Below are 20,850 nucleotides of genomic sequence, written 5' to 3'. Positions count from 1 at the left end.
AGCGCTGATCAGGTTGTCATCCCCTCGCAGGCCGGTCACCGCCCGCGCGGGAATGACGAGAAGTCTGATCTGCGTCGAGCGCGTCTATTCGTCCGTCACCTCTGCCGATACCACGACGAATTCTGCGGGAATCGCATAGCCGCACCCGCTCCGCGCGCCCTCGATCGATCGGGCGTACGCAGCACGGACACGTTGGCGCGTTGGCTCATCGAAGCGCGACCACGCAAGCGCCACTGGTCCACCGATGAACATCGCATTGCACGCATGCTCGGCATCCGGATAGCGAAGCTCGGTTGCGATGCGTCGTTCCTCGCGAATCTGGAATGATGCGTCGGCACACAGGCGCGTCAGTGCATCTGCATTTCCGAGATCGAAGAACAGCGGACACACGTCGCTGGACACTTCGTCGGCAACGATCGGAAAGACGGAAGCCCACCCGCAGTGAGCGCGCCGGCCCCACACGGCGAGGACGATCCGTCCCCCGGGGCGCAGGACGCGGCGCATTTCGCGCAAGGATTGCAGCGGATCGGGCACGTACATGAGGCCGAGCGCGCACAGCGCAGTATCGAAACGTCCCTTTGGAAAGTGGAGCGCTTCGGCATCCATCTGTGCGAAGGCGACATTGCTCAGTTCCTGCTCTTCGGCTCGCTGCTGGGCTGCGTGCACCATAGCCCCTGATAAATCGATGCCGACGACCTCGCCGCGCGGCCCGACGGCGCGCGCGGCTTCGAAGGTGATCAAGCCGGTGCCGCAGGCAACATCCAGTACGCGGTCACCCGGTGCAAATGCCGCCATCTGCAACAGCGCTGTGTGGGCGTCAGACAACTGGGCCTGCCACAGCGCCTCGTAGTCGCGCACCGCGAGATCCCAGCCGTAGCGCTGAATGCGCCGCTGCAGTTTCGCGTCCATTCAACGACGGGTGATCACGATTTCGAGGTACTCGCTCGGCACCACCAGGGACGACGGGCCGCCGTGATTCAGATCGTTCAGCAGTGCTGCAAGATCCCGCTCGAGCGCTTGCGCCTGCTGTGCGCCGAGTGCCGCGAACGCCTTGTGCACGGGTCCGTACCAGGTGCTGAAGACTTCGATGAAATGAGCGACCGAGCGATAGCGGAAGTTGAATGTCCGGGTGGTGGTGCGAATGCTCGACGCGTTCTCGCCGAACAGTTCCCGCAGCCGGGCTTCCGTGCCCCACAGCGACGGCGACACTACGCCGGCCGGTGGCGCGACATGCCGTCCCAGGACCCTGAACATCTGGCCGATGAAACCGTCGGGTGTCCAGTTGGCGAGTCCGATACGGCCGCCAGGACGACACACGCGGATGAGTTCATGGGCGGCGCGTTCCTGGTGGGGCGCGAACATCACGCCGAAGGTGGAGAGCACGACATCGAATGAGCCGTCGATGAAGGGCAGTTCCTCCGCGTCTGCCGCCTGAAAGTCGACCTCGAGTCCTTCGGCGGCAGCACGCTGCGCGCCTCGGTCAAGCAGGCTCGATACGTAGTCGGTGGATGTGACGCGGCAGCCGCGTCGCGCCGCGGCCAGGGTGGCATTGCCGTTGCCGGCCGCGACGTCGAGGACGAGTTCGTCCCAACGCAGGTCGCAGGCTTCCGCCAGTTGCTCGCCGACGATCTGGAGTGTGGTGCCGACCACTGCATAGTCGCCGCTGGCCCAGGCCGTCATCTGGCGTTGCTTGATGGCATTGAAATCGATGGGTTTGAAATCGACGGATGCGTTCATGGGGTGCTCCTTGATATGGGATTGGAACGGAGTTGGATGGCTAACTGGCTAACTGGCTAACTGGCCAGAGAGGGGCATCCCTCGCACCTGGGCTCCCAGGATTCCGGCCAGCCGCCAGCTGCATCACTTGCGGCGACGCACCGGGCCGAGGTAGTTGTCGAACGTCCAGTGTCCGATCTTCGCGCCCTGCCGCCGACCGACGACTTCAGCGGTGCGGAAGTGAATCCCCTGCCAGATGCGCACCTCGACCATTTCGTCCATGACATCGGAGAAGCGCTTGTAGGTGCGTGGATTCACTTTCACGCCTGCCGCTGTGGTGCGAACCGAGAACGCGAGCTTGTCGGTGCGGAAGAAGCGTTGCAGCACCGTCACGATCGAGGCGGTCAGGCAGTTCGCACCCGAGCTGTAGTCCGGGTACGGCGGGGTGGTGATGAACGGTGTCCAGGAGGCATCGCCACGCGTCCACGGGTTGCCGTCGCGATCACCTTCCTGGATCGCCGTGATGGGGCGCCAGTAGTTATAGAGATACTTGGTCTCGTAGATGCTGATCTGCGAGTCCGCCGCGGCGAAGCTCACGAGTGCGAACAGGCGGGCTTTCTCGCCCAGATCCGCAACGCGTTGATCGGCAATGTTGCGTACGGCCTCGAACCACTGATTGAAGAAGTTCACGGACCAGAACCGCGAGACGTCTGTCTGCTTCGCTGTGCGACGGGTGTTGTCGAGCGAGCCGATCGCTTTGACTTCCTGGTAGTCACGCAAGTACCGCGAGCTGCGCAATTTCGGTGGGGGCGCAGGTCGGAACTGCGAAGGCCGCTTCATCGCAAAGGGTGCAGTCTCCGCCATGAATGTTGCGGCGCCCTGGGTCACACCGGGGGTCGGGCGCCATTCGCCCGGATCGGTTCCGCCGACGAAAGGGTCGGTCGGCAAGATGAACGCCGGTCGATACAGGGGCAGAAGAGCGGCTGCGGCCTGTGCGCCGGCAAGCAGGCCGCCATCACCCGCATAGGTGCTCGCAGGATCGACCACGTTGACGAGGCAAGGATCGTCCGCGCCATAGAGTCCGCGCAGCACGCCGTAGGCTGCAGACGCAGCGGCCGCTGCGCGCGAGCCGCTGCCACGCAACGCCGGCGCCTCGAAATGATAGGGCTCGTACCTGCCGTCGATCGCCTGCACGGCATCGTGTACAGCGGCCTGAACGATCGCGATATCGAGCAAGCCTGTCGGCCCGGTGCGATTGGCGGGGGTTACGGGTCCCTGCACACAATTCATGGTTACTGCGTTCCACTCTGTCACGACGTCTGCATGCGCAGCGCTCCAGGCGCCTAGCGACAGCGTCGCGATCATCCCGGTCAATCGTCCTAAGGTAGTCATTCGGTCACTCCTGCTTGCGGTGGATAAGCGGAAGACCCGCGGCTCTGAGGGCGGCCGTTCTATTGCCTTCCGGTGGAGGCGGACTCTCCAGCATCCGGGGTTGGCAATCCTGCCCGCCCGTCGGGTTTGCCTGACCCAGCGTCCGTGCATGCAAAGCCGACATCGGCGGACTGTCCGAGGCTCCGGAATTCCTGCCCGGGCATCCTGCAACCGCGTTCCTGGCTCGTCCCGCTGGCCCCAATGCGGCGATGCGCTCACAATTCCGGGCAGTACGAATGGACGCAATGGAGTTCGTGTGGAACAGCGTGTTGCAACTGCGCTGAACAGAGTGATCTCGGTGCTGGAGCGCCGCCCGAGCGCTGGCATGCACGCAGACGCGCCTGCCGTCGCACACTGGAATGGCGGGTTGAGCGTCACGACCACGCATCCCGATGGCGCGCAGATCCAGACCGATATGCCCCTCGAGTTCGGCGGTCGCGACAATGCCGTCAGTCCCGGCTGGCTGATGCGTGCAGGCCTGTCGGCCTGCGCGGCAACTTGCATTGCAATGCTGGCGGCAAGACACGGGGTGGAGTTGACGGGGCTGGACGTACAGGCCAGCAGCCGTTCGGATGCGCGTGGCTTGTTCGGCATGACGCAGGCTGGCAACGAGCGGATTTCGCCAGCGCCACTCGACATGCAGCTGCGGGTGCGGATCGCGGCCAGCAACTCGTTGCCAGAACAACTGCGAGCTCTGGTCGAGGAGGCGTTGACCTGTTCGCCCGTGTCCGTCGCTTTGCTCGAGACGACACAGATACGGTTGCACATCGACGAAGGAGCGACTTGATGGATGCGCTTTCCGAAACACTGCGGGTAGTGCGCCTCGTCGGTGCCATCTTCATCAATGGCAAGTTCACCGCGCCCTGGTGCTACGACTCGCCGCATGCCGACATTGCCGCGCCGGTACTCGAGCCGGGTGCCGAACGCGTGGTCATCTTTCACCTGATCACGGAAGGCGAGTGCTTCATCGAGATGGCCGGGCAACAGCCCGTGCATGTGACCGCGGGCGACGTCGTGGTCTTTCCGCAAGGCGATGCGCATCGCATGTCGTCGCAGCCGCACCTGCCGCCGGCGAAGCCGATCAGTCTGGAAGTGCTGCTGCAGCGCCGCCCACGGCAACTGAATTCAGGCGGTGGCGGAGCGACGACACGGATGGTCTGCGGCTACCTGGCCTGTGAAGCACGCCTGGCGAAGTTGCTGCTCGCCGGTTTGCCGTCGATGCTGCACGTCAATGTGCGTGGTTCGAATGCAGGAACCTGGTTGGAGGCGTCGGTTCGCTATGCGCTCGCGGAAGCGCGTTCGCCGCGTCCAGGCGGTGCGGGAGTGCTCTCGAAGCTGGCTGAGGTTCTGTTCATCGAGGTACTGCGCCTCTACATGAGCGAGCGCGACGATGGCCGGACCGGCTGGCTCGCCGGCGTCAATGACCGTCTCGTCGGTGCTGCGCTCGCGCAGTTGCACAAGCGGCCGGCGAATGCGTGGACAGTGGAAGAACTGGCGCGTGCGGTCGGTGCGTCACGCTCGGTCCTCGCCGAGCGCTTTCAGCAACTGGTCGGCAGCTCACCGATGCAGTACCTGACTCAATGGCGCATGTTGTTGGCGGCCAACCTGCTCCGCAACAGCAACTCGTCGCTGATGAACATCGCCGAAGGCGTGGGCTATCAGACCGACACCGCGTTCATTCGCGCATTCCGTCGCGAGTTCGGCGCGCCGCCGGCGACGTGGCGACGGACGCAATCGCGGCGCGAGCAGGTGATGTGACATTGGACGAGTTCAGGTGGCACTTCATCATGCCGGGCCGTGAGGAAGTTCGACTAAAGGCTCTGATTAGTCCGTCACTCCCGCGCAGGCGCGAGTCCATGCGGTTGATTCAGATAGATTCCGCCTCCGCGGGAATGACGGATGTGGAATTAATCAGGCCTTCCTTAAAAGTCGAACCCACAATCCGAGTCCAGAGTCCGATTGCCTACAGGGTCGCTTCCGTCTGTGGGTTCGACGTTAGTCGAACAGCCCGGTAAAAGCGGGCTTCACGGTGTCGATGATCGGTGTTCGGCGTCCGGCTCTGGAGCCGTAGCGCCGCCCAGCATCCGATCCACCATCCGGCTCACATGCTGCGGTGACTGCGTCTTGCGCGCAAAGATCGAATAGATCGCCGGCACCGCGAGCAAGGTGAGGAACACCGAAACCAGCGTTCCGTAGAACACCACGATGCCGATCGGACGACGTTGTTCCGCGCCGGCGCCGGTGGCGAGCAGAAAAGGCACGGCGCCGAAGGCGGTACACAGGCTGGTCATCAGCACGGGTCGCAAGCGCGTGACGGCGGCTTGCACGACGGCTTCGGTGAACTCGACGCCACGGTCGCGTAATTGATTGGTGAACTCGACGATCAGCACGCCGTTCTTGGCGGCGATGCCGATCAGCAGGATCACTGCGATCTGGCTGAAGATGTTGATCGTCATGCCGTAGAGCTTGAGGCCGAAGACCGCGCCGATCAGCGCCAGCGGCACCGTGATCATGATGATCGTGGGATGCACGAAGCTCTCGAACTGTGCGGCGAGTACCAGGTAGACGATGGCGAGCGCGAAGAAGAACGTGAAGAACAGCTGCTGGCCGCTGCGCGTGAACTCGCCGCTTTCGCCGTCCCACATGAGCGTGGCTTCCGGCGGCAATTCCTTCGCGACCGTGTCCTGGAACCATTTCACGGCGTCGCCCATCTCGTAGCCCGGCGCGAGACTGGCGCGGATCTCCACCGCGCGCAGGCGATTGAAGCGCCCGAGCCTGACGGCGCCGGAGACTTCTTCCAGCTTCACGACGTTCGACAGCGGAATGAGTTCGCCCGTGCGGGTCGAGCGCACGCGGATGTTGGTGAGATCGGTCATCGTCTGGCGCGCATCTTCACTGGCCTGGAGCATGACGTCGTACTCGCGGCCGCGATCGATGTAGCGGGTGACGACCCGCGAGCCCAGCACAGTTTCCAGTGTGCGACCGACCGTCTGCAGCGACACGCCCAGTTCGGCGGCGCGGTCACGATCCACCGAGACGCGGATCTGCGGCTTGCGTTCCTTGTAGCTGGTGTCGACGTTTTCCAGGCCGGGATTGGCTTGTGCCAGCGGCAGAATCTTTGCCTGCCATGCCGACAGCGTTTCGTAATCGGGACCGCCGATGACGGCTTCGACCGGCTGGCCGAACCCGCGGCGACCGAGGCTGCCGGGCTGTCCGGCCGACGCGCGAACGCCTGGCAGTTTCTTTGCCTCCGCCAGCAGGGATTGTGTGACCTCGCTCGCCGAGCGCTTCCGCTCGTTCCAGTTCTTGAGAATGACGATGGCGCGCGCCGAGTTGACGTCGCCCGTGGACGAACTGCCGCCTTGCGCATTCGGTACGCGCATCATCAGTCGCTCGATGTCGCCGTACTGTTCCATTTCCTTGAAGACGATGGCTTCGAGGCGACGCGCGTACTCGTCCATGTATTGAAAGCTCGCGCCTTCGGGACCTTCGATGGTGATGAAGGCGCGGCCCACGTCGGGGACTGGTGCAAACTCCGCCGGAATGGAGCGGAACGTCAGTGCGCCGAACACCGACAGCGTTGCGATGCCGGCGACCACCAGCCAGGGTCTGGCAATCAATGCACGCAGGTAGCGATCGTATAGGCGCGACAGTCGCTTGAAGAATCGGTCGATGGCATGTGCGACCCGTCCGCGCTGCAGCGCATCCGCCGGCAGCTTCGAGGCAAGCATCGGCGTCAGCGTCAGCGCTACCAGCGCCGAGAACAGCACCGAGGCCGCCAGCGTGAAACCGAACTCGCGGAACAGCCGTCCGAGATCGCCCGGGAGGAAGGAGATCGGCACAAACACCGCCGCCAGCGTCAGGGTGGTGGCGATCACCGCGAAGCCAATCTCATGGCTGCCGCGCACGGCGGCTACGAGCGGCGCTTCGCCGTCTTCGGTGCGGCGATGCACGTTCTCGAGAACGACGATCGCATCGTCGACGACCAGACCGATCGCAAGCACCAGGCCCAGCAGCGTCAACACGTTGATGGAGTAGCCGAGCGCATACATCACGAGGAAGGACGCGACGATCGATACCGGGATCGTGAGCGCTGGAATCAGCGTAGCGCGCAGATTTCCGAGGAAGGCATAGATCACCGCGAGCACGGAGATGAGGGCGAACACGATCGCGATGACGACCTCGTGCAGCGCAGCTTCGATGGCGATGCCGTTGTCCATGCTGACGGCAAGGATGGCGCCGGCGGGCAGCGTCTCGCGCACGCGCGCCACTTCGGCGCGTACGCCACGGACGATGTCCAGCGTATTGCCCTTGGATTGCGCCTCGATGCCAATGCCGACGCCCGCCTTGCCGTTGAGGCGCATGTCGCTGCGTTCGTTCTCCGCGCCGAGCTGCACGGTGGCGACCTCGCCGAGGCGGATCAGATGGCCATCCTCGCCACGCATGATCACGAGGTTGCGGAAGTCTTCTTCTGTATCGAGTCCGACCAGCGTGCGCAGCGAGAACTCGCGGGTCTGCGATTCCAGCCGACCGGCCGGCAGTTCGATGTTTTCGCGGCGCAGGGCATCTTCGATATCCGTGACCGTCATCTGCCGTGCCGCCAATGCCTGGCGATCGACCCAGATACGCATCGCGTAGCGACGCCCGCCGCCGATGCTGACGCGCGCCACGCCGGGCACGGTCGAGAAGCGGTCGACCAGGTTGCGCTCGGCATAGTCGGTGACTTCCAGCATCGACATCGACGGCATGCTGAAATTGAGGAACATGATCGCCTCGGCGCTGGCGTCGGCCTTGATCACTTCGGGCGGGTCCGATTCCTCCGGCAGGCTGCCGAGCACGCGAGCCACGCGATCGCGCACGTCATTGGCGGCGGCATCCATGTCGCGGTTGATGTCGAATTCGATGCGTACCTGCGAGCGCTCGTCTTCGCTGTCCGATTCGATCTTGAGGATGCCTTCGATGCCGGCGATGGAGTCTTCGACGACCTGTGTGATCTTGGTTTCGATGACCTGCGCCGACGCACCGCTGTAGCGGGTCGTGACCGACACGACTGGCCGATCCACGTCGGGGTATTCGCGCACGGGCAGGCGGTCCAGCGACACCAGTCCGAATATGATCAGCAGCAGGCTGATCACGATCGCCAGGACCGGGCGGCGAACCGATGTCTCGGAGAGCTTCATGAGCTGACTGCCGTTCCGGGCGCATCCTCGCGCACGGCGTCACCGTCACGCAGGTTCTGGGTGCCCTCGACGACGACCCGTTCTCCCTCCTGGAGTCCGTTCACGATTTCCACTTCGCCCGGGCGGCGCCGGCCGATCATCACTTCGCGGCGGTGCGCCACATTGCCATCCACGACGAGCACGTACATGCGTCCCTGCTCGGGAATGATCGCCGCTTCGGGTACCAGCAGGGTCGGCGTCACATTGCCCTGCAATGCGACCGTCATGAACATGCCGGGCCGCAGCAGCCCGTCACGATTGGGGATTTCCGCCCGGACGGTCAGCGACCGCGTGACCGGATCGATGCGCGAGTCGATGTTGGTGACCTTGCCTTCGAAGCTGCGATTGGGCAGTCCGGCCGATTTCGCAGTCACCGGCAACCCCGTCTTCAGCAGGTAGAAATACGTTTCCGGCACCGTGAAATCGAGCTTGATGACTGACGCATCATCGAGAGTGGTGATGACGGTGCCGGGACTGATGAGACTGCCAACGCTCACGCGACGAAAGCCAGTACGACCATCGAAGCCGGCGCGGATGACCGTGTCGGCCAGCCGCGCATCGGCCGCATTGACCCGCGCACGGTTGCCTTTGAGCGTCGCTTCGATCTGTTCCAGTTGCGAGACCGACAAAGCCTTCTGCGCATACAGTTCGCGGCTGCGATTGAACTGGCTTTCGCTGTCGGCGAGCGCAGCCTGAGCCTCGGCGAGCGTCGCGCGGGCTTCTGCACTATCCAGTTCGACCAGTACCGCGCCGCGGCGTACGAAATCACCGTCTTTGAAGTGAATGGCAGTGACGATGTTGGAGCTCTTGGACGTCACGTCGACAGACTCGTTGGCTCGCGCGGTGCCGACGGCCTCGATTTCGGTGCCGAGTGACCGGGAAGTCACGGGCGCTGTCACGACGGGCGTACCCGCAGGCTGAGTCGATGGACCGGTTGTCCCTGGCGTGTCTTGCCTGCCGCAGGCAGTGATCAGCAGCACGACGGCGATCGTGCCCGACCAGGCAGCACGCTTGAAACGGTAACAATCCTGTGAGGGCATTGCGGACTCTCAGCGGGCGAGCGGCTCATTTTGCCCTACACCCGGGCCATTGCGGCATCGAAGTTTGGCGCGGCGTGCATAAGCCATGCGGGATTTGCCCTGTTTTTGCGGTTGCCGTTCCGACCGGTGACTGAGCAACCGTGCAGCCCGCCTGGGGGGAGCATGTCCGCACCGTGTTTCTGAAGGCACGCCTCCGCAGAGCAGCGAAGCCCATTGCCGACGCGGGCACGGATTACGTCGGCGAATCCGGATACTGCGGCAGGTCATCGGCAATGATTTCCCAGTCCGCCTTGGAGTCCACGAAGATGTGGTAGACGTTGTTGCAGCGAAAGCGCGTATCCACAGTACCCAGACGCAGTCGCACCACATCCGGCAGGTCATCCCGGGCGCTGTAGATCGGGCTGCCGCAGTTCGAGCAGAACACCCGGGCCTTGTAAGGTACCGCCCGGAATTCCTTCAGCAGTTCCTGTCCCTGGATGATTTTGAACCTGGGCGCATCGATGGGGCTGACGGCCGCGTACGCGGAGCCCTGCGCCTTCCGGCACATCGAGCAGTGACACAGCGAGATCTCTGCGATCGAGCCGGAGTATTCGTAACGCACGCCGTGGCAAAGACAGCCGCCGCGGATCATTGGCTGCGACTCATGGGGAGTTCTGGATTCAGTAATGCGATCAACGCTGATCTCATGGCAACTGGTATGAGGCCGTGGGTAACGTTGCTCCCTGTGCGGTTAGAAATCATATGCACCTGGAAAGCCAAGTTCAGCAGCCTTGACGATAGAAAGCAGGCCAAAGCCAAGCATCACGACAGCCAGGAACTTCATGGTAAGCAGGTAGCCAGGGCTCTCAAGGGTCGGAAGAAACCTCGAAGCCAGGACGGCGACAGCGACCTTCGAGGCTATCAGCGTTCCGATGGCCGTTATTACAAAGACTGCACTCTCGAAAGCCGTGCCGCGAATGATGTAGCTTCCCCCCACGGTGAACCAGAAGAGGTAGGGGCCGGGGTTCAGGAGGTTCACCTTGACGGCCGTGGCGAGCGAGCCTTGTGACCGCAGCTTTTCCGACAAGGAAATTTCACGGACACGAAACATCTTCGCCGCCAGCCAGAGCAGATACATTCCGCCAACCAGGCTCATTGCAGCAGCAAGCAGATCGATACTCTTGAATTTCGAGAGAAGCCAGAGCGCGGCGATGATGATGGGGCCGTCGGTGATCAGTGGAGCCAGACTGGCTCGAACACCGGCCGGCAGGCCTCTCGACAGTGTCTGCTGAATGACAATGACGCCAAGCGGTCCCGGCTTGATTCCCGAAGCCAAACCGAACGACAAAGCGGAGAAAAAGAACTCATTCATCGGCGGCCTATGACGACTTCCAACGCCGGCGCTCACACGCGTTCGTCCTCAACGTCGCGTGCAGTCTATGCTCCTGCATTTCTGCACGCCTCATATGAGGCCCGATTCCTCAAGGCGGTTCTCGGTTCGGCTATAGAGTTCCACGACAGTCGCACTTCGTGAGTCGGTTGCACAGCACGGCTTGAATGAATGGCCAGGGAACCTCCGATTGATTCGTCACTACCGCGCAGGCAGCGTCTCCCCGGGGGACTCCCGTTGGTCACGGGAATGACGGATCTGGGATTAATCAGACCTTCCCTGGGAAGCATTGCCCGGCGCACGCTTGGACAGCCATGCGTGAATCAGCCCGGCCTGGAAAAACTGCACAGGACGTTCGAAACCTCCTGACTGAATAATGGACACGATCGTATCCGGCGGAAGAACCCCAACATCATTGGCATAGGCTTTGCGCAGGCGCTCTATGCCTTCAGGCGAAATATCTGCCCCCGACATCATGTTCATCCAGGCTCGAAGCAACACCGCATATTCGGGTGACTCCACATCCGAAGCCAGATCAGAACTTGCAAGAATTCCACCCGGTCTGAGCCTGCTTGATATTTCCCGAAAGAACTCAGAGCGTGCTGCCCGATCAAGAATGAATTGAGATACCAAAAAACACGTGGCTGCGTCATGCGGCCCGGTGTCAGGGAGTGAATCGAGATAACCTTCGTGGAAGCGGCAGCGAGATGCGAACCCTTCCTTCTCTGCCCGTTGCCGGCAGACATCGAGCATGGGCCCGGAAGGCTCTACCGCAGTAAACCGCCACGCAGAGTTCCTTTGGGCAAGATGAGCCAACTCCACTCCCGTTCCCACTCCGACACAGAGAATTCGTGCGTCAGAAGGAAGCTCGATGAACAATGAATCAAGCAGGAAGTGCAGGCAATTCTTGATCGGTGCCGTCTTGGCCCACTGCGCATCGTAGTTGGCGGCCTGTTGATCGAATATTGTCTTTATCTCGTCTTGATTCATATCGTGCTCTCGGTTGTTGCGCCTGACAGCGTTTCACGCGCGGCAACCGCTTGTTGGCGCGCAATCCACAGGAGCGGATCCTACCCGATGCCGCTGCCAACACCGGGAGCAACCGCGGCGAAGCCGACCATGCAAGGTCGAGCGCGTCCGCGGCCCAGTCAACTACCGATCGTCGATCACGTCGAGGTTGAGTTGCAACGCGACTGCGTGGAATATCGGGATCACCCGATGTAACGGTCGACACTCATGCACAGCAATCCCGATTGGTTTCGAGCTCCAGTTCAGAGTTTCGGTTTCGTCGCCATCGTGATGACGGTCGCGATGCTCGCTGCGTCTGCGAACGCTGCAGGACGCACGATGCCGGAGGTGCTCGCCGCCTCGAAGCCGGCGGATTGGCGTCCGCTCGATCCGGCCAACACGCTGTACATGGACATTCCGGCCGGACGGGTGGTGATCGAACTGGCGCCGCAGTTCGCGCCACGGCATGTGGAGAACGTGCGAACGTTGGTGCACGACGGGTACTTCGATGGGCTCGCGATCACGCGATCGCAGGATAACTTCGTGGTGCAGTGGAGCGATCCGACCGGCGCGCGACCGTTGGGTGCAGCGAAGAAGACGCTGCCAGGTGAGTTCACTCGGCCTGCACAGGGTCTGTCATTCACTGCACTTCCAGACCCGGACACATACGCACCGCAGACCGGATTCGTCGATGGCTTTCCCGCTGCGCGAGATGCAGCGACCGGGACGGCGTGGGCAGTGCATTGCTACGGCGTGGTTGGCGTCGGACGCGACAACGCTGCGGATAGCGGCGGCGGGACCGAGCTCTATGTCGTGACTGGCCACGCACCGCGACAACTCGATCGCAATATCACGGTGCTTGGACGCGTAGTGCAGGGAATGGAGTTGCTCTCGGCATTGCCGCGAGGACCGGCGCCCATGGGTATGTACGAGAAGCCCGAGCAATACACTCCGATTGCGCATATCCGGCTCGCCGCCGATCTGCCGGTCGATCAGCGACTGAAGATCGAAGTCCTGCGTACGGACACGGCAACGTTCACCGATCTGATCGAGTCGCGCCGCAATCGTCGCGACGACTGGTACAAGGTTCCTGCCGGGCGGATCGACGTCTGCAATGTGCCGTTGCCGGTGCGCATCGCGCCCTGATTTATGTGTTTCTCAGGCTCCGGCTTGAGCCCGATGGCGCCGACTTAAGGAAGGTCTGATTAATTCCGTTCGTGCTGAGTTTATCGAAGCACGTCCCGAAAATAATGCACCAGTTTCAACAGTGCAGCGTTCACCCTTCGACTGGGCTCAGGGCGAACGGAGAATAAATCAGAGGTTCCTTGAGCCTGCAAGTTCGAACTTGGAGCTTTGTGAGTCCGACTTTCCCGTGGGATTTTCTACGGTCACAGTCGGACATCTGAGGCTCGGGGATGTTCGACTGCAGTCAGACCCAAAAAATGGTCTTCACCCAGCAGTTGCTCGTCTCCGCGCAACGTCGATATGCGAGTGATACAGGCGCACCGCGAGAGCCTGTGCGATGTCACGCGGCAGGAAGCGGACGTAGATGCTGCTGTTCATTCCGCCGCCTGCGGTGTCGATCGACACATTGGCCATGCGGTGACGTCGATCGAATGGCGACGCCGTGAGTTTCACGGACTGCAGGCGATTGCGCGGCGTGACGATCAGTCGCCGGGTCAACCAGCCGTAACGAAACAGAATGGCGTCGGGTGTCAACGCCCAGCGCGTGTGCTTCACATAGACGTGCGCGCGCCACCAGCCAATCAGGGCCATGCCGAGCAGGAATATTGCAATCCAGCGCGCATCCGGCCTGAACGGCGCTTCGGGCAGCAGGTGCAGCGCAGCCGCCGCCGCGCCGGTGACGATGAGCGCGAAATACAGGCTATGACGGAACAGCCGCATCCGTGCGCCGGCCGCCAGTGGTTGCCAGTCCGGCTGCGTCGTCGGATCGACATCGGGCAATGCGATGGCCAGCAGAGCGGATGCCTGCACCGGCGTGCAGATGGGCGCGAGCCAGCGCGTGCGAACCTGCGATTTCTGTTTCCCATCGTCGGACGAACCACTGTCGCCGGCCAGATCGACGCGTAACGACACTCGCCCGAACAGGCGATGCAGCAGCGACTCGGTCTGATGGACCGACTGAATGCGGCGGATGCGCAGCGTCAGCGCCAGGCGCGTCAACAGGCCGTGACGCACGCGCAGATCCTGCCCGTGCCGGGTCAGTGTGAAGTCGAACAGCGTGACGAGCGCGAAGCCGACGGACAGCAGTCGCAGGGCCAGGATGAACGTGATCACGCCCGCAAGCGCCAGCCCCGCCTGCATTGCAATGCCCAGCGCCGCGAGATGGTTCAGCCGTGAATCGCCGAACCAGGCTTCCGCTGCCTGGCGCGACAGTTCAAAGGCGCCGGCCTGGTAGAGGAAGCCGAACAGCGCCGCGACGACGATCATGCCGCGGTTGTCGATGAGACCGAAACGAATCAGTTCTGCAGGCGGCAGATTCAGGAGCACCTCGTCCTCTGCATCGACGGTCTCGCGCGACTCGGCAGGCTGCGAGCGTGTGAACACATGATCGCGCAGCTGCTGCGTGGCTTCGAGACTGAGCACGCGAATCGTGGCTTCGGCCTTGCCGCCGGTGGAAGTGGCGATACTGACCTCCGCAACGCCGAGCAACCGATGCAGCAGGCCGCGCTTGACGTCGATGTTCTCGATGCGCGGGTACTCGATCTGGCGCACGTTGCGAAAGAACAGCCCTTCGTTGATCACCAGGCCGCGCGGGCCGAAACCGTACCGGTAGAGCCATTGCTGCCATAGCGCGCCGATGAGCAACGGCACGATGATGAGTGCGCCCCAGATTTCAGCGTCGTTGCGCGCACCGAAAATGATGAACGCAATCACGGGCACGATGAACTGACGGATGAAGGTCGTCAGCGCGAACAGCCAGGACAGCGGGTGCAGTCGCAGTTCCGGCTTGAAGTCGCCGTCAGACGCCACTTGCGCTGCTCTCGGCCAGCAATGCGTCGCGCAAGGCGATGGCGTCGGAATGCGCCAGGCCCGGCAGCTCGATCATCGTGTACCGGCTGCCGGCCGTGTACAGCTTGAGCGTGCCGACGCCATAGCGACGTTGCAGCGGACCCTGCGAAACGTCGGTGTGCTGAATGCGCGCGCGCGGCAGCGCAATGTGTGAGCGCCACAGCACGCCGCGCTCGATCACGATGCCGGTCGCGTCGACGCCGTAGCGCAGGTGGCGATAGTAGATGGGCGGCCAGAGCCATGTGAGCAACAGTCCCGTGAGAGCCACGACGATGACGGCGCTGGCCCACAGGCTGCCACTGCGCGGCAGCAGCATGACCGTGACGCCGAACAGCACAACGAGGAGGGCAATGACACATTGCCAGCGCCAGACGCTGATGATTGCGGGATCGGTGTTCTCGGTTTGCATTCGGGTCCAGTTCAGAGAAGCGCGCTGGCATTCTAGATGAAAGGGCTGTTCGGCAGAGGCGTTCTAGAAATCCAGAAGTGCAGGCTGGGCAGGACCGCAATGGCTGACGCGGAGCGGACCTGAGTCAGTAGTGATGGAGAGATCCGGATGTGGGTCCGGCTTCGGCCGGACTGCGAGGCGCAGAATGTCCCGCTAAAGCCGGACCCACAGTAGAAGGCCGCAGTCACGGTGTGGCGGCTACGCCTTGGTCAACTTTCTATCGTCCAGCTCCAGCGACCGCCCGATGATCTCGCGCATGATTTCATTGCTGCCGGCCAGGATGCGGCTGATGCGCGCGCCGGTGTACATGCGGCAGATCGGGTATTCGTCCATGTAGCCGGCGCCGCCGTGCAGCTGCACGCATTCGTCGACGACGCGACCTTCCAGTTCAGTGGTGAGCAGCTTCACCTTGGCGGCGGTGACGGGATCGAGGCGGCCGGCATTGTGTTCCATCACGCAATGGTCGACGTAGACCTGCAGGGCGTCGATCTCTGCGCGCATCTGCGCGAGCTTGAAACGCGAATTCTGGAAGGTGCCGATCGGCTGGCCGAAGGCTTTGCGCTCCGTGACGAACTGCAGCGTGACGTCGAATGCATTCTGTGCCACCGAAATGGCGCCAGCGGCGGTGATCAGGCGTTCCTCGGCCAGGAAATGCGTCAGCGAATGGAAGCCCTTGCCGGGTTCTCCGAGCACATTGTTCTTCGGGACCTTGACGTCGTGAAAGAACAGCTCGGACGTATCTTGCGCCTTCAATCCCATCTTCTTCAGGTTGCGGCCGCGCCGGAATCCCTCCATGCCGCGCTCGACGATGAACAGGCCAAGTCCGTGGCGTTTCTGCGGATCGGTGCGCGCCACGACGATGAAAACATCGCCGATCTGACCGTTGGAGATATAGGTCTTCGAGCCGTTCAGCAGCCAGTGATCGCCCTTGTCCTCAGCGCGTGTCTTGATGCCTGCCAGGTCACTGCCCGCGCCCGGCTCCGTCATCGCGATGCCCAGGATCGTCTCGCCACTGACGCACTTCGGCAGGAACCGTGATTTCTGCTCCTCCGTGCCGAGTGCGCCGATGTACGGCGCCACCAGTCGCGAATGCAGCGTCATGAAGAAGCCGCCCTCACCGTAGCGATTGTTCTCCTCGATGAGGATCTGCTCGTAGCGAAAGTCCTGTACTCCGGCGCCGCCGTACTGCGGATCCGCCCACATCAGCAGGTACCCCTGCTCGCCGGCTTTGCGAAAGGCCTCGCGATCGACGCAGCCCTGCTCGCGCCAGCGCTCGCCGTGGGGTCCGATTTCCGCTTGAAAGAATCGCCGCGCGGAATCGCGGAACTGTTCGTGTTCGGATTCGAAGAGACGCATAAGGATAATTGATAGTGGATAGTTGACAGTTTTGGAGCGAGAAAGGCTTCCTCACTGGAGAGAAGTGGAGAGTTGAAAGTGGATAGCGACGAGCGGCGGCGTTTCTTCTCTCGAACTATCAACTCTCAACTTTCCACTATCAACTCTCTTGATGTTTATCTCGGCGCCATCCTGATCGCCCCATCCAGTCGCACGTCTTCGCCGTTGAAGTAGCTGTTGCGGCACATCTCTACGGCAAGCGACGCATATTCTTCCGGCAGGCCGAGGCGCTTGGGGAAGGGGACGGAGGCGGCGAGTGCGGTTTTCACGTTTTCCGGCGCTCCCTGCATCAACGGCGTGTCGAAGATACCTGGCAGGATCGTGTTGACGCGAATGCCTTCGCTCATGAGATCACGTGCGATCGGCAGCGTCATGCCCACGACGCCGGCCTTCGATGCGGAGTAGGCCGCCTGTCCCATCTGGCCGTCTTCGGCCGCTACGGAGGCCGTGTTGATGATGACGCCGCGTTCGCCCTGCGGGTCGAGCGGCTGTAGCGTGACCATTCCTGCGGCGGACTTCGCGATGCAGCGGAACGTGCCGATGAGATTGATCTGGATGATCTTGTCGAAGGCATGGAGCGGGAAGTGCTTGATCTCCCCGGTCTGCTTGTCGCGGCTCACGGTCTTGAAGGCATTGCCGGTGCCGGCGCAGTTGACCAGGATGCGTTCCTGACCGATGGCGGCGCGGGCCTGAGCGAAGCCGGTGTCGACGTCGGCGTCCGATGTGACATCGACCTTGCAGAAGATGCCGCCGAGTTCCTGTGCCAGGGCCGTGCCTTTGTCGGCATTCATATCGAAGATCGCGACTTTGACGCCGTGTGCTGCGAGTGCACGTGCGGTCGCTGCACCGAGTCCGGAAGCTCCGCCGGTGATGACGGCGGCGATGGAGTTACTGAGGAGCATGTTGTTCTCTGTCTACGGGACGGAAAGGCCACTAGACACGACGACGCTGCCTTAATCAATCGTCGGAACGGATGATTGACCTGTCATCGGGACCGAGGGCAGAGTCTGTTGTGCAGATCCCGGCGTCCGCCGACCGACAGCACAAGAATACGAGCATCGCCGCATGCATCCGAGCGTTCATTCGCGCAGCCACCCTGACAAGGCCGCCTGCATCATGGCAGGCAGCGGTGAAGTCATTACCTACCGGCAGCTGAATGAACGGTCGAACCAGGGAGCGCACCTGCTGCGATCGCTGGGCCTGCGACGCGGTGATGTCGTCGCGCTCTGTGCGGAAAATCATCCACGCTATTTCGAGATCGCATGGGCGGCGCAACGCACGGGGCTGTACCTCACGTGCATCTCCACCAAGCTCACGGCGTCCGAGGTCGAGTACATCGTTCGCGACTGCGGCGCCAGGGCCGTCATCGTGTCCGCGGCCTTGCAGCCGCTGGCTGCAGCGCTGACAGCGACGCTTGCCGATCTGCCGCTGCTGATGGTGGGTGCATCGATCGCATCCTGGCGTTCGTGGAAGAGTGCCTGCGCAACCCTGCCAGTAATGCCGGTCTGCGACGAAAGCCCAGGCACCGACATGCTGTACTCCTCTGGTACGACCGGACGGCCCAAGGGCATCAAACCGACACTGCCTGCCGATTCAGTGGATGCGCCCCGCGTACTGACTCAGCTCGTCCGCAAGCTGTACGGTCTCGACGAAAGTGCCGTGTACCTGTCACCGGCGCCGCTGTATCACGCTGCCCCTCTGCGCTGGTGCATGGCGATTCATCAGCTCGGCGGCACGGTCATCGTCATGGAGTCATTCGATCCCGAAGCGGCCCTCGCTGCTATCGAGAAACATCGCGTGAACTGCGCGCAGTGGGTGCCCACTCATTTCGTCCGACTTCTGCGACTGCCGGCCGCAGTCCGGGCGCGTTACGACGTATCGTCGTTGCGTACGGTGCTGCACGCAGCGGCGCCCTGTGCCGTGGAAGTGAAGGAGCAGATGATCGCGTGGTGGGGTCCGATCCTGTTCGAGTACTACGCGGGCACGGAAGGCAATGGCATGACCGCCATCTCGTCGTCGGAATGGATGAAGAAGAAAGGATCGGTCGGCCGTGCGGTCTACGGCGATCTGAGGATCTGCGATGACGAGGGCGAGCCCGTTCCACCTCTTACTGCGGGCACCGTGTATTTCGGCGGCACGCCGTCGTTCGAGTATCACAACGACGCACAGAAGACCCATGAGTGCCGCAATCGCCACGGATGGACCACGCTCGGCGACGTCGGCTACGTCGATGAAGATGGCTACCTGTTCCTGACGGACCGCAAGGCGTTCATGATCATCTCCGGTGGCGTGAACATCTATCCGCAGGAAATCGAGAATGTGCTGATCACGCATCCCGCCGTCATGGATGTGGCCGTCATCGGTGCGCCCGACCCGGAGATGGGCGAGAAAGTCGTCGCGATCGTGCAGCCGGTCGACTTCGCCTCTGCGGATGCCGCTCTGGTGCAGGAACTGCTGGCGTTCGTCCGGGCCCGGCTGAGTCATGTGAAAGCGCCCCGCTTGATCGAGTTCACTCGCGAACTGCCGCGTCATCCAAACGGCAAGCTGTACAAGCGCCTGCTGCGCGATGCCTGCTGGGGTCGCGAAAGCCGGATCGTTTAGGGAATCTCGGATTTATTCTCCGTTCGCCCTGAAAATTCCTCTCTGGGTCTGCCTGTCCCCACGGGGAAGTCGGACCCACAAAGAGCCACTCAGACCGTCCCGAGCGCACAATTGTCAGGATGCGCTTCGGTAGGCTCAGCATGAACGGAATTGATGAGCCCCGCCGTAGATAAGCATCCCCTCACCCCATCATCGCGGGAACTTGCTCCCCGCCCCCGTGCTTTTGCTGACGTAGGCTCAAGGAAGAAAGGCATAGTGCGGGTGACTCAGTGGCGGAAGTGAAGAAGTTCCATGAACAAGCGAACAGCTGGTTGTCGGCCGGCAAGATGACTATGGGTCGGATACCTTGCGGCGGTGTGTTCAATGGCGTGGTAGTAACGGCGCTATTGCTGGCGGCGTCGCCGTGCGTGCGCGCACAGAACGAGCCGCCGCCTGAGCAAACGGAATCCAGCGTCGCCGAGTCCGGCGCCCCCGAGTCCAGCCCAGCGGAATCCACCGCCGCCCCGGCTATGGAAGAAGACCAGCTCGCACCCGTCAAACCGACCGCCCAGGAGCTCAGCGCCATGGACGTCTGTACGGGAATGCACGACGAGAGCGCCCTGTCGATGATGGAGCGCGCGCGCCGCCGCCTGTCCATCACGGCATGCGCCTCTTCCGCCTGGCTCGACGGGTTGTTCGGCGACCAGATGCTCTACGAGGAATATCGCGAGACTTACGGCACCGTCTCGATGGGCACGCTGTGGAGCGACTACGACGGATTCGACCCACGCCTGCGCTTCCGCGTCCGCCTGCAACTACCCCAGTGGGACGAGCGGATTTCCGCCTTCGCCGGTCGTGTCGGCGAGGAGGACTACATCAGCGACGTCGAAGACGACTTTGATGCATTGCCGACGCGCCAGTTCGGTAACCTCGAGGACGAAAGCGTGTTGCTCGGCCTGGGCTACGCCAATCCGAAACGCACCGGCAACGATTTCGATGCCAGCGTCGGTGTGCGTCTGGCCTCGCCGATCGATCCCTATGTGCGGACGCGGTATGAAATCGTGCGCAACTTCTCCGAACACTATGTGTTCAGCGCCCGCGAAACCGTTTTCTGGCAGAACTCCGAAGGGTTGGGCAGCACCACCCGTTTCTACCTCGATCGTGCCATGTCCGATCGGTTCCTGGTGCGCTGGCTGAATCTCGGCAAGTACACCGAAGAAACGGAAGGTCTCGAATGGTATTCGCAGGTGACTCTGTTCCAGAGCGTGGGCGATCGGATGGGCCTCGCCTGGCAGGCACAGATCGAAGGCGCCACCGACAACGAAGTGCAGATCACGCGCACCGCGGTACGGCTGATCATGCGCCGGCAGTTCCGCAACTTCGACTGGCTGTTCCTCGAACTGCGCGGCGGCGTCGGCTGGCCGCGCGAGGAACTGGAGGAAGACCGCAAGCCCAGCCCCGAACTCGGTATCGCGCTGGAGATGCAGTTCGGAAAGCGCCGCCCGCGGTGGCACAACAGATGAGTAGTTGATAGTGGATATTTGATAGTGAATAGCTGAAGAGTCGCCACTGTCCACTTGGTGATTTTCTCATCCGGCATGGCAGCTATAC

At 62.4% G+C, this 20,850-nt stretch carries 17 protein-coding genes; 5 read left to right on the top strand and 12 right to left on the bottom strand.

From position 1 onward, the window contains the following. Positions 1 to 84: 84 nt before the first annotated feature. From VIZ63_RS08480 to VIZ63_RS08470, 3 genes are all read right to left on the bottom strand, one after another. Positions 85 to 909, bottom strand: coding sequence for a class I SAM-dependent methyltransferase (locus VIZ63_RS08480; protein ID WP_331609125.1), 825 nt, complete (start codon positions 907 to 909; stop codon positions 85 to 87). Further along, on the bottom strand, positions 910 to 1,737 hold the full coding sequence (locus tag VIZ63_RS08475) for a class I SAM-dependent methyltransferase (protein ID WP_331609124.1): 828 nt from the start codon (positions 1,735 to 1,737) through the stop codon (positions 910 to 912). Positions 1,738 to 1,860: 123 nt separating this feature from the next. After that, complete coding sequence (locus VIZ63_RS08470; RefSeq protein WP_331609123.1) at positions 1,861 to 3,108, bottom strand: vanadium-dependent haloperoxidase; 1,248 nt, start codon at positions 3,106 to 3,108, stop codon at positions 1,861 to 1,863. Between the two features lie 295 nt (positions 3,109 to 3,403). On the opposite strand from VIZ63_RS08470, the gene VIZ63_RS08465 reads away from it, so the two are divergent. Together VIZ63_RS08465 and VIZ63_RS08460 are read left to right on the top strand one after the other, a co-directional pair. Next, entirely contained in the window at positions 3,404 to 3,934 is a 531-nt protein-coding gene (locus VIZ63_RS08465; RefSeq protein ID WP_331609121.1) for an OsmC family protein, read from the top strand. After that, positions 3,934 to 4,905, top strand: a complete 972-nt coding sequence (locus VIZ63_RS08460; protein ID WP_331609120.1) for an AraC family transcriptional regulator — start codon at positions 3,934 to 3,936, stop codon at positions 4,903 to 4,905. Before VIZ63_RS08465 ends, VIZ63_RS08460 begins: the two co-directional genes overlap by 1 nt. A gap of 266 nt (positions 4,906 to 5,171) precedes the next feature. On the opposite strand, the gene VIZ63_RS08455 is transcribed toward VIZ63_RS08460, so the two are convergent. From VIZ63_RS08455 to VIZ63_RS08435, 5 genes are all read right to left on the bottom strand, one after another. After that, positions 5,172 to 8,327, bottom strand: coding sequence for an efflux RND transporter permease subunit (locus VIZ63_RS08455; protein ID WP_331609119.1), 3,156 nt, complete (start codon positions 8,325 to 8,327; stop codon positions 5,172 to 5,174). Beyond that, positions 8,324 to 9,406 carry an efflux RND transporter periplasmic adaptor subunit gene (locus tag VIZ63_RS08450; protein WP_331609118.1) on the bottom strand — a complete coding sequence of 361 codons (1,083 nt, stop codon included), beginning with the start codon at positions 9,404 to 9,406 and terminating at the stop codon, positions 8,324 to 8,326. The genes VIZ63_RS08455 and VIZ63_RS08450 overlap by 4 nt, the downstream gene beginning before the upstream one ends. 232 nt (positions 9,407 to 9,638) lie before the next feature. After that, on the bottom strand, positions 9,639 to 10,037 hold the full coding sequence (locus VIZ63_RS08445; RefSeq protein ID WP_331609117.1) for a GFA family protein: 399 nt from the start codon (positions 10,035 to 10,037) through the stop codon (positions 9,639 to 9,641). Between the two features lie 99 nt (positions 10,038 to 10,136). Further along, entirely contained in the window at positions 10,137 to 10,757 is a 621-nt protein-coding gene (locus VIZ63_RS08440; RefSeq protein ID WP_331609116.1) for a LysE family translocator, read from the bottom strand. 282 nt (positions 10,758 to 11,039) lie between these two features. Beyond that, a complete protein-coding gene (locus VIZ63_RS08435; protein ID WP_331609115.1) occupies positions 11,040 to 11,765 on the bottom strand; it encodes a class I SAM-dependent methyltransferase in 726 nt (241 codons plus the stop codon). Between the two features lie 309 nt (positions 11,766 to 12,074). Between VIZ63_RS08435 and VIZ63_RS08430 the strand changes: the two genes are divergently transcribed. After that, a complete protein-coding gene (locus tag VIZ63_RS08430; RefSeq protein WP_349261156.1) occupies positions 12,075 to 12,929 on the top strand; it encodes a peptidylprolyl isomerase in 855 nt (284 codons plus the stop codon). 303 nt (positions 12,930 to 13,232) lie between these two features. Here VIZ63_RS08430 and VIZ63_RS08425 read toward each other — a convergent pair whose 3' ends face one another. From VIZ63_RS08425 to VIZ63_RS08410, 4 genes are all read right to left on the bottom strand, one after another. Beyond that, complete coding sequence (locus tag VIZ63_RS08425; protein WP_331609113.1) at positions 13,233 to 14,777, bottom strand: PH domain-containing protein; 1,545 nt, start codon at positions 14,775 to 14,777, stop codon at positions 13,233 to 13,235. After that, positions 14,767 to 15,225: a PH domain-containing protein gene (locus VIZ63_RS08420; RefSeq protein ID WP_331609112.1), complete on the bottom strand. Its 459-nt coding sequence runs from the start codon at positions 15,223 to 15,225 to the stop codon at positions 14,767 to 14,769. The genes VIZ63_RS08425 and VIZ63_RS08420 overlap by 11 nt, the downstream gene beginning before the upstream one ends. A gap of 237 nt (positions 15,226 to 15,462) precedes the next feature. After that, on the bottom strand, positions 15,463 to 16,620 hold the full coding sequence (locus VIZ63_RS08415; RefSeq protein WP_331609111.1) for an acyl-CoA dehydrogenase family protein: 1,158 nt from the start codon (positions 16,618 to 16,620) through the stop codon (positions 15,463 to 15,465). A gap of 155 nt (positions 16,621 to 16,775) precedes the next feature. Beyond that, complete coding sequence (locus tag VIZ63_RS08410) at positions 16,776 to 17,561, bottom strand: SDR family NAD(P)-dependent oxidoreductase (RefSeq protein WP_331609110.1); 786 nt, start codon at positions 17,559 to 17,561, stop codon at positions 16,776 to 16,778. A 163-nt stretch (positions 17,562 to 17,724) separates the two neighbouring features. Between VIZ63_RS08410 and VIZ63_RS08405 the strand changes: the two genes are divergently transcribed. Both VIZ63_RS08405 and VIZ63_RS08400 read left to right on the top strand, forming a co-directional pair. After that, a complete protein-coding gene (locus tag VIZ63_RS08405; RefSeq protein WP_331609108.1) occupies positions 17,725 to 19,260 on the top strand; it encodes an acyl-CoA synthetase in 1,536 nt (511 codons plus the stop codon). A gap of 278 nt (positions 19,261 to 19,538) precedes the next feature. Further along, positions 19,539 to 20,762, top strand: coding sequence for a hypothetical protein (locus VIZ63_RS08400; RefSeq protein ID WP_331609107.1), 1,224 nt, complete (start codon positions 19,539 to 19,541; stop codon positions 20,760 to 20,762). Positions 20,763 to 20,850: the final 88 nt, after the last annotated feature.

Origin of the sequence: Povalibacter sp. (assembly GCF_036520495.1) — a bacterium.
Classification (GTDB): Bacteria; Pseudomonadota; Gammaproteobacteria; order Steroidobacterales; family Steroidobacteraceae; genus Steroidobacter.
This window is presented reverse-complemented; position numbering and strand designations above follow the sequence as displayed.

Coding starts and splice junctions, on each gene's coding strand:
- VIZ63_RS08480 (WP_331609125.1), bottom strand. CDS start 909: ATGGACGCGAAACTGCAGCGGCGCATTCAGCGCTACGGCTGGGATCTC.
- VIZ63_RS08475 (WP_331609124.1), bottom strand. CDS start 1,737: ATGAACGCATCCGTCGATTTCAAACCCATCGATTTCAATGCCATCAAG.
- VIZ63_RS08470 (WP_331609123.1), bottom strand. CDS start 3,108: ATGACTACCTTAGGACGATTGACCGGGATGATCGCGACGCTGTCGCTA.
- VIZ63_RS08460 (WP_331609120.1), top strand. CDS start 3,934: ATGGATGCGCTTTCCGAAACACTGCGGGTAGTGCGCCTCGTCGGTGCC.
- VIZ63_RS08455 (WP_331609119.1), bottom strand. CDS start 8,327: ATGAAGCTCTCCGAGACATCGGTTCGCCGCCCGGTCCTGGCGATCGTG.
- VIZ63_RS08450 (WP_331609118.1), bottom strand. CDS start 9,406: ATGCCCTCACAGGATTGTTACCGTTTCAAGCGTGCTGCCTGGTCGGGC.
- VIZ63_RS08445 (WP_331609117.1), bottom strand. CDS start 10,037: ATGATCCGCGGCGGCTGTCTTTGCCACGGCGTGCGTTACGAATACTCC.
- VIZ63_RS08440 (WP_331609116.1), bottom strand. CDS start 10,757: ATGAATGAGTTCTTTTTCTCCGCTTTGTCGTTCGGTTTGGCTTCGGGA.
- VIZ63_RS08435 (WP_331609115.1), bottom strand. CDS start 11,765: ATGAATCAAGACGAGATAAAGACAATATTCGATCAACAGGCCGCCAAC.
- VIZ63_RS08430 (WP_349261156.1), top strand. CDS start 12,075: ATGACGGTCGCGATGCTCGCTGCGTCTGCGAACGCTGCAGGACGCACG.
- VIZ63_RS08420 (WP_331609112.1), bottom strand. CDS start 15,225: ATGCAAACCGAGAACACCGATCCCGCAATCATCAGCGTCTGGCGCTGG.
- VIZ63_RS08415 (WP_331609111.1), bottom strand. CDS start 16,620: ATGCGTCTCTTCGAATCCGAACACGAACAGTTCCGCGATTCCGCGCGG.
- VIZ63_RS08410 (WP_331609110.1), bottom strand. CDS start 17,561: ATGCTCCTCAGTAACTCCATCGCCGCCGTCATCACCGGCGGAGCTTCC.
- VIZ63_RS08405 (WP_331609108.1), top strand. CDS start 17,725: ATGCATCCGAGCGTTCATTCGCGCAGCCACCCTGACAAGGCCGCCTGC.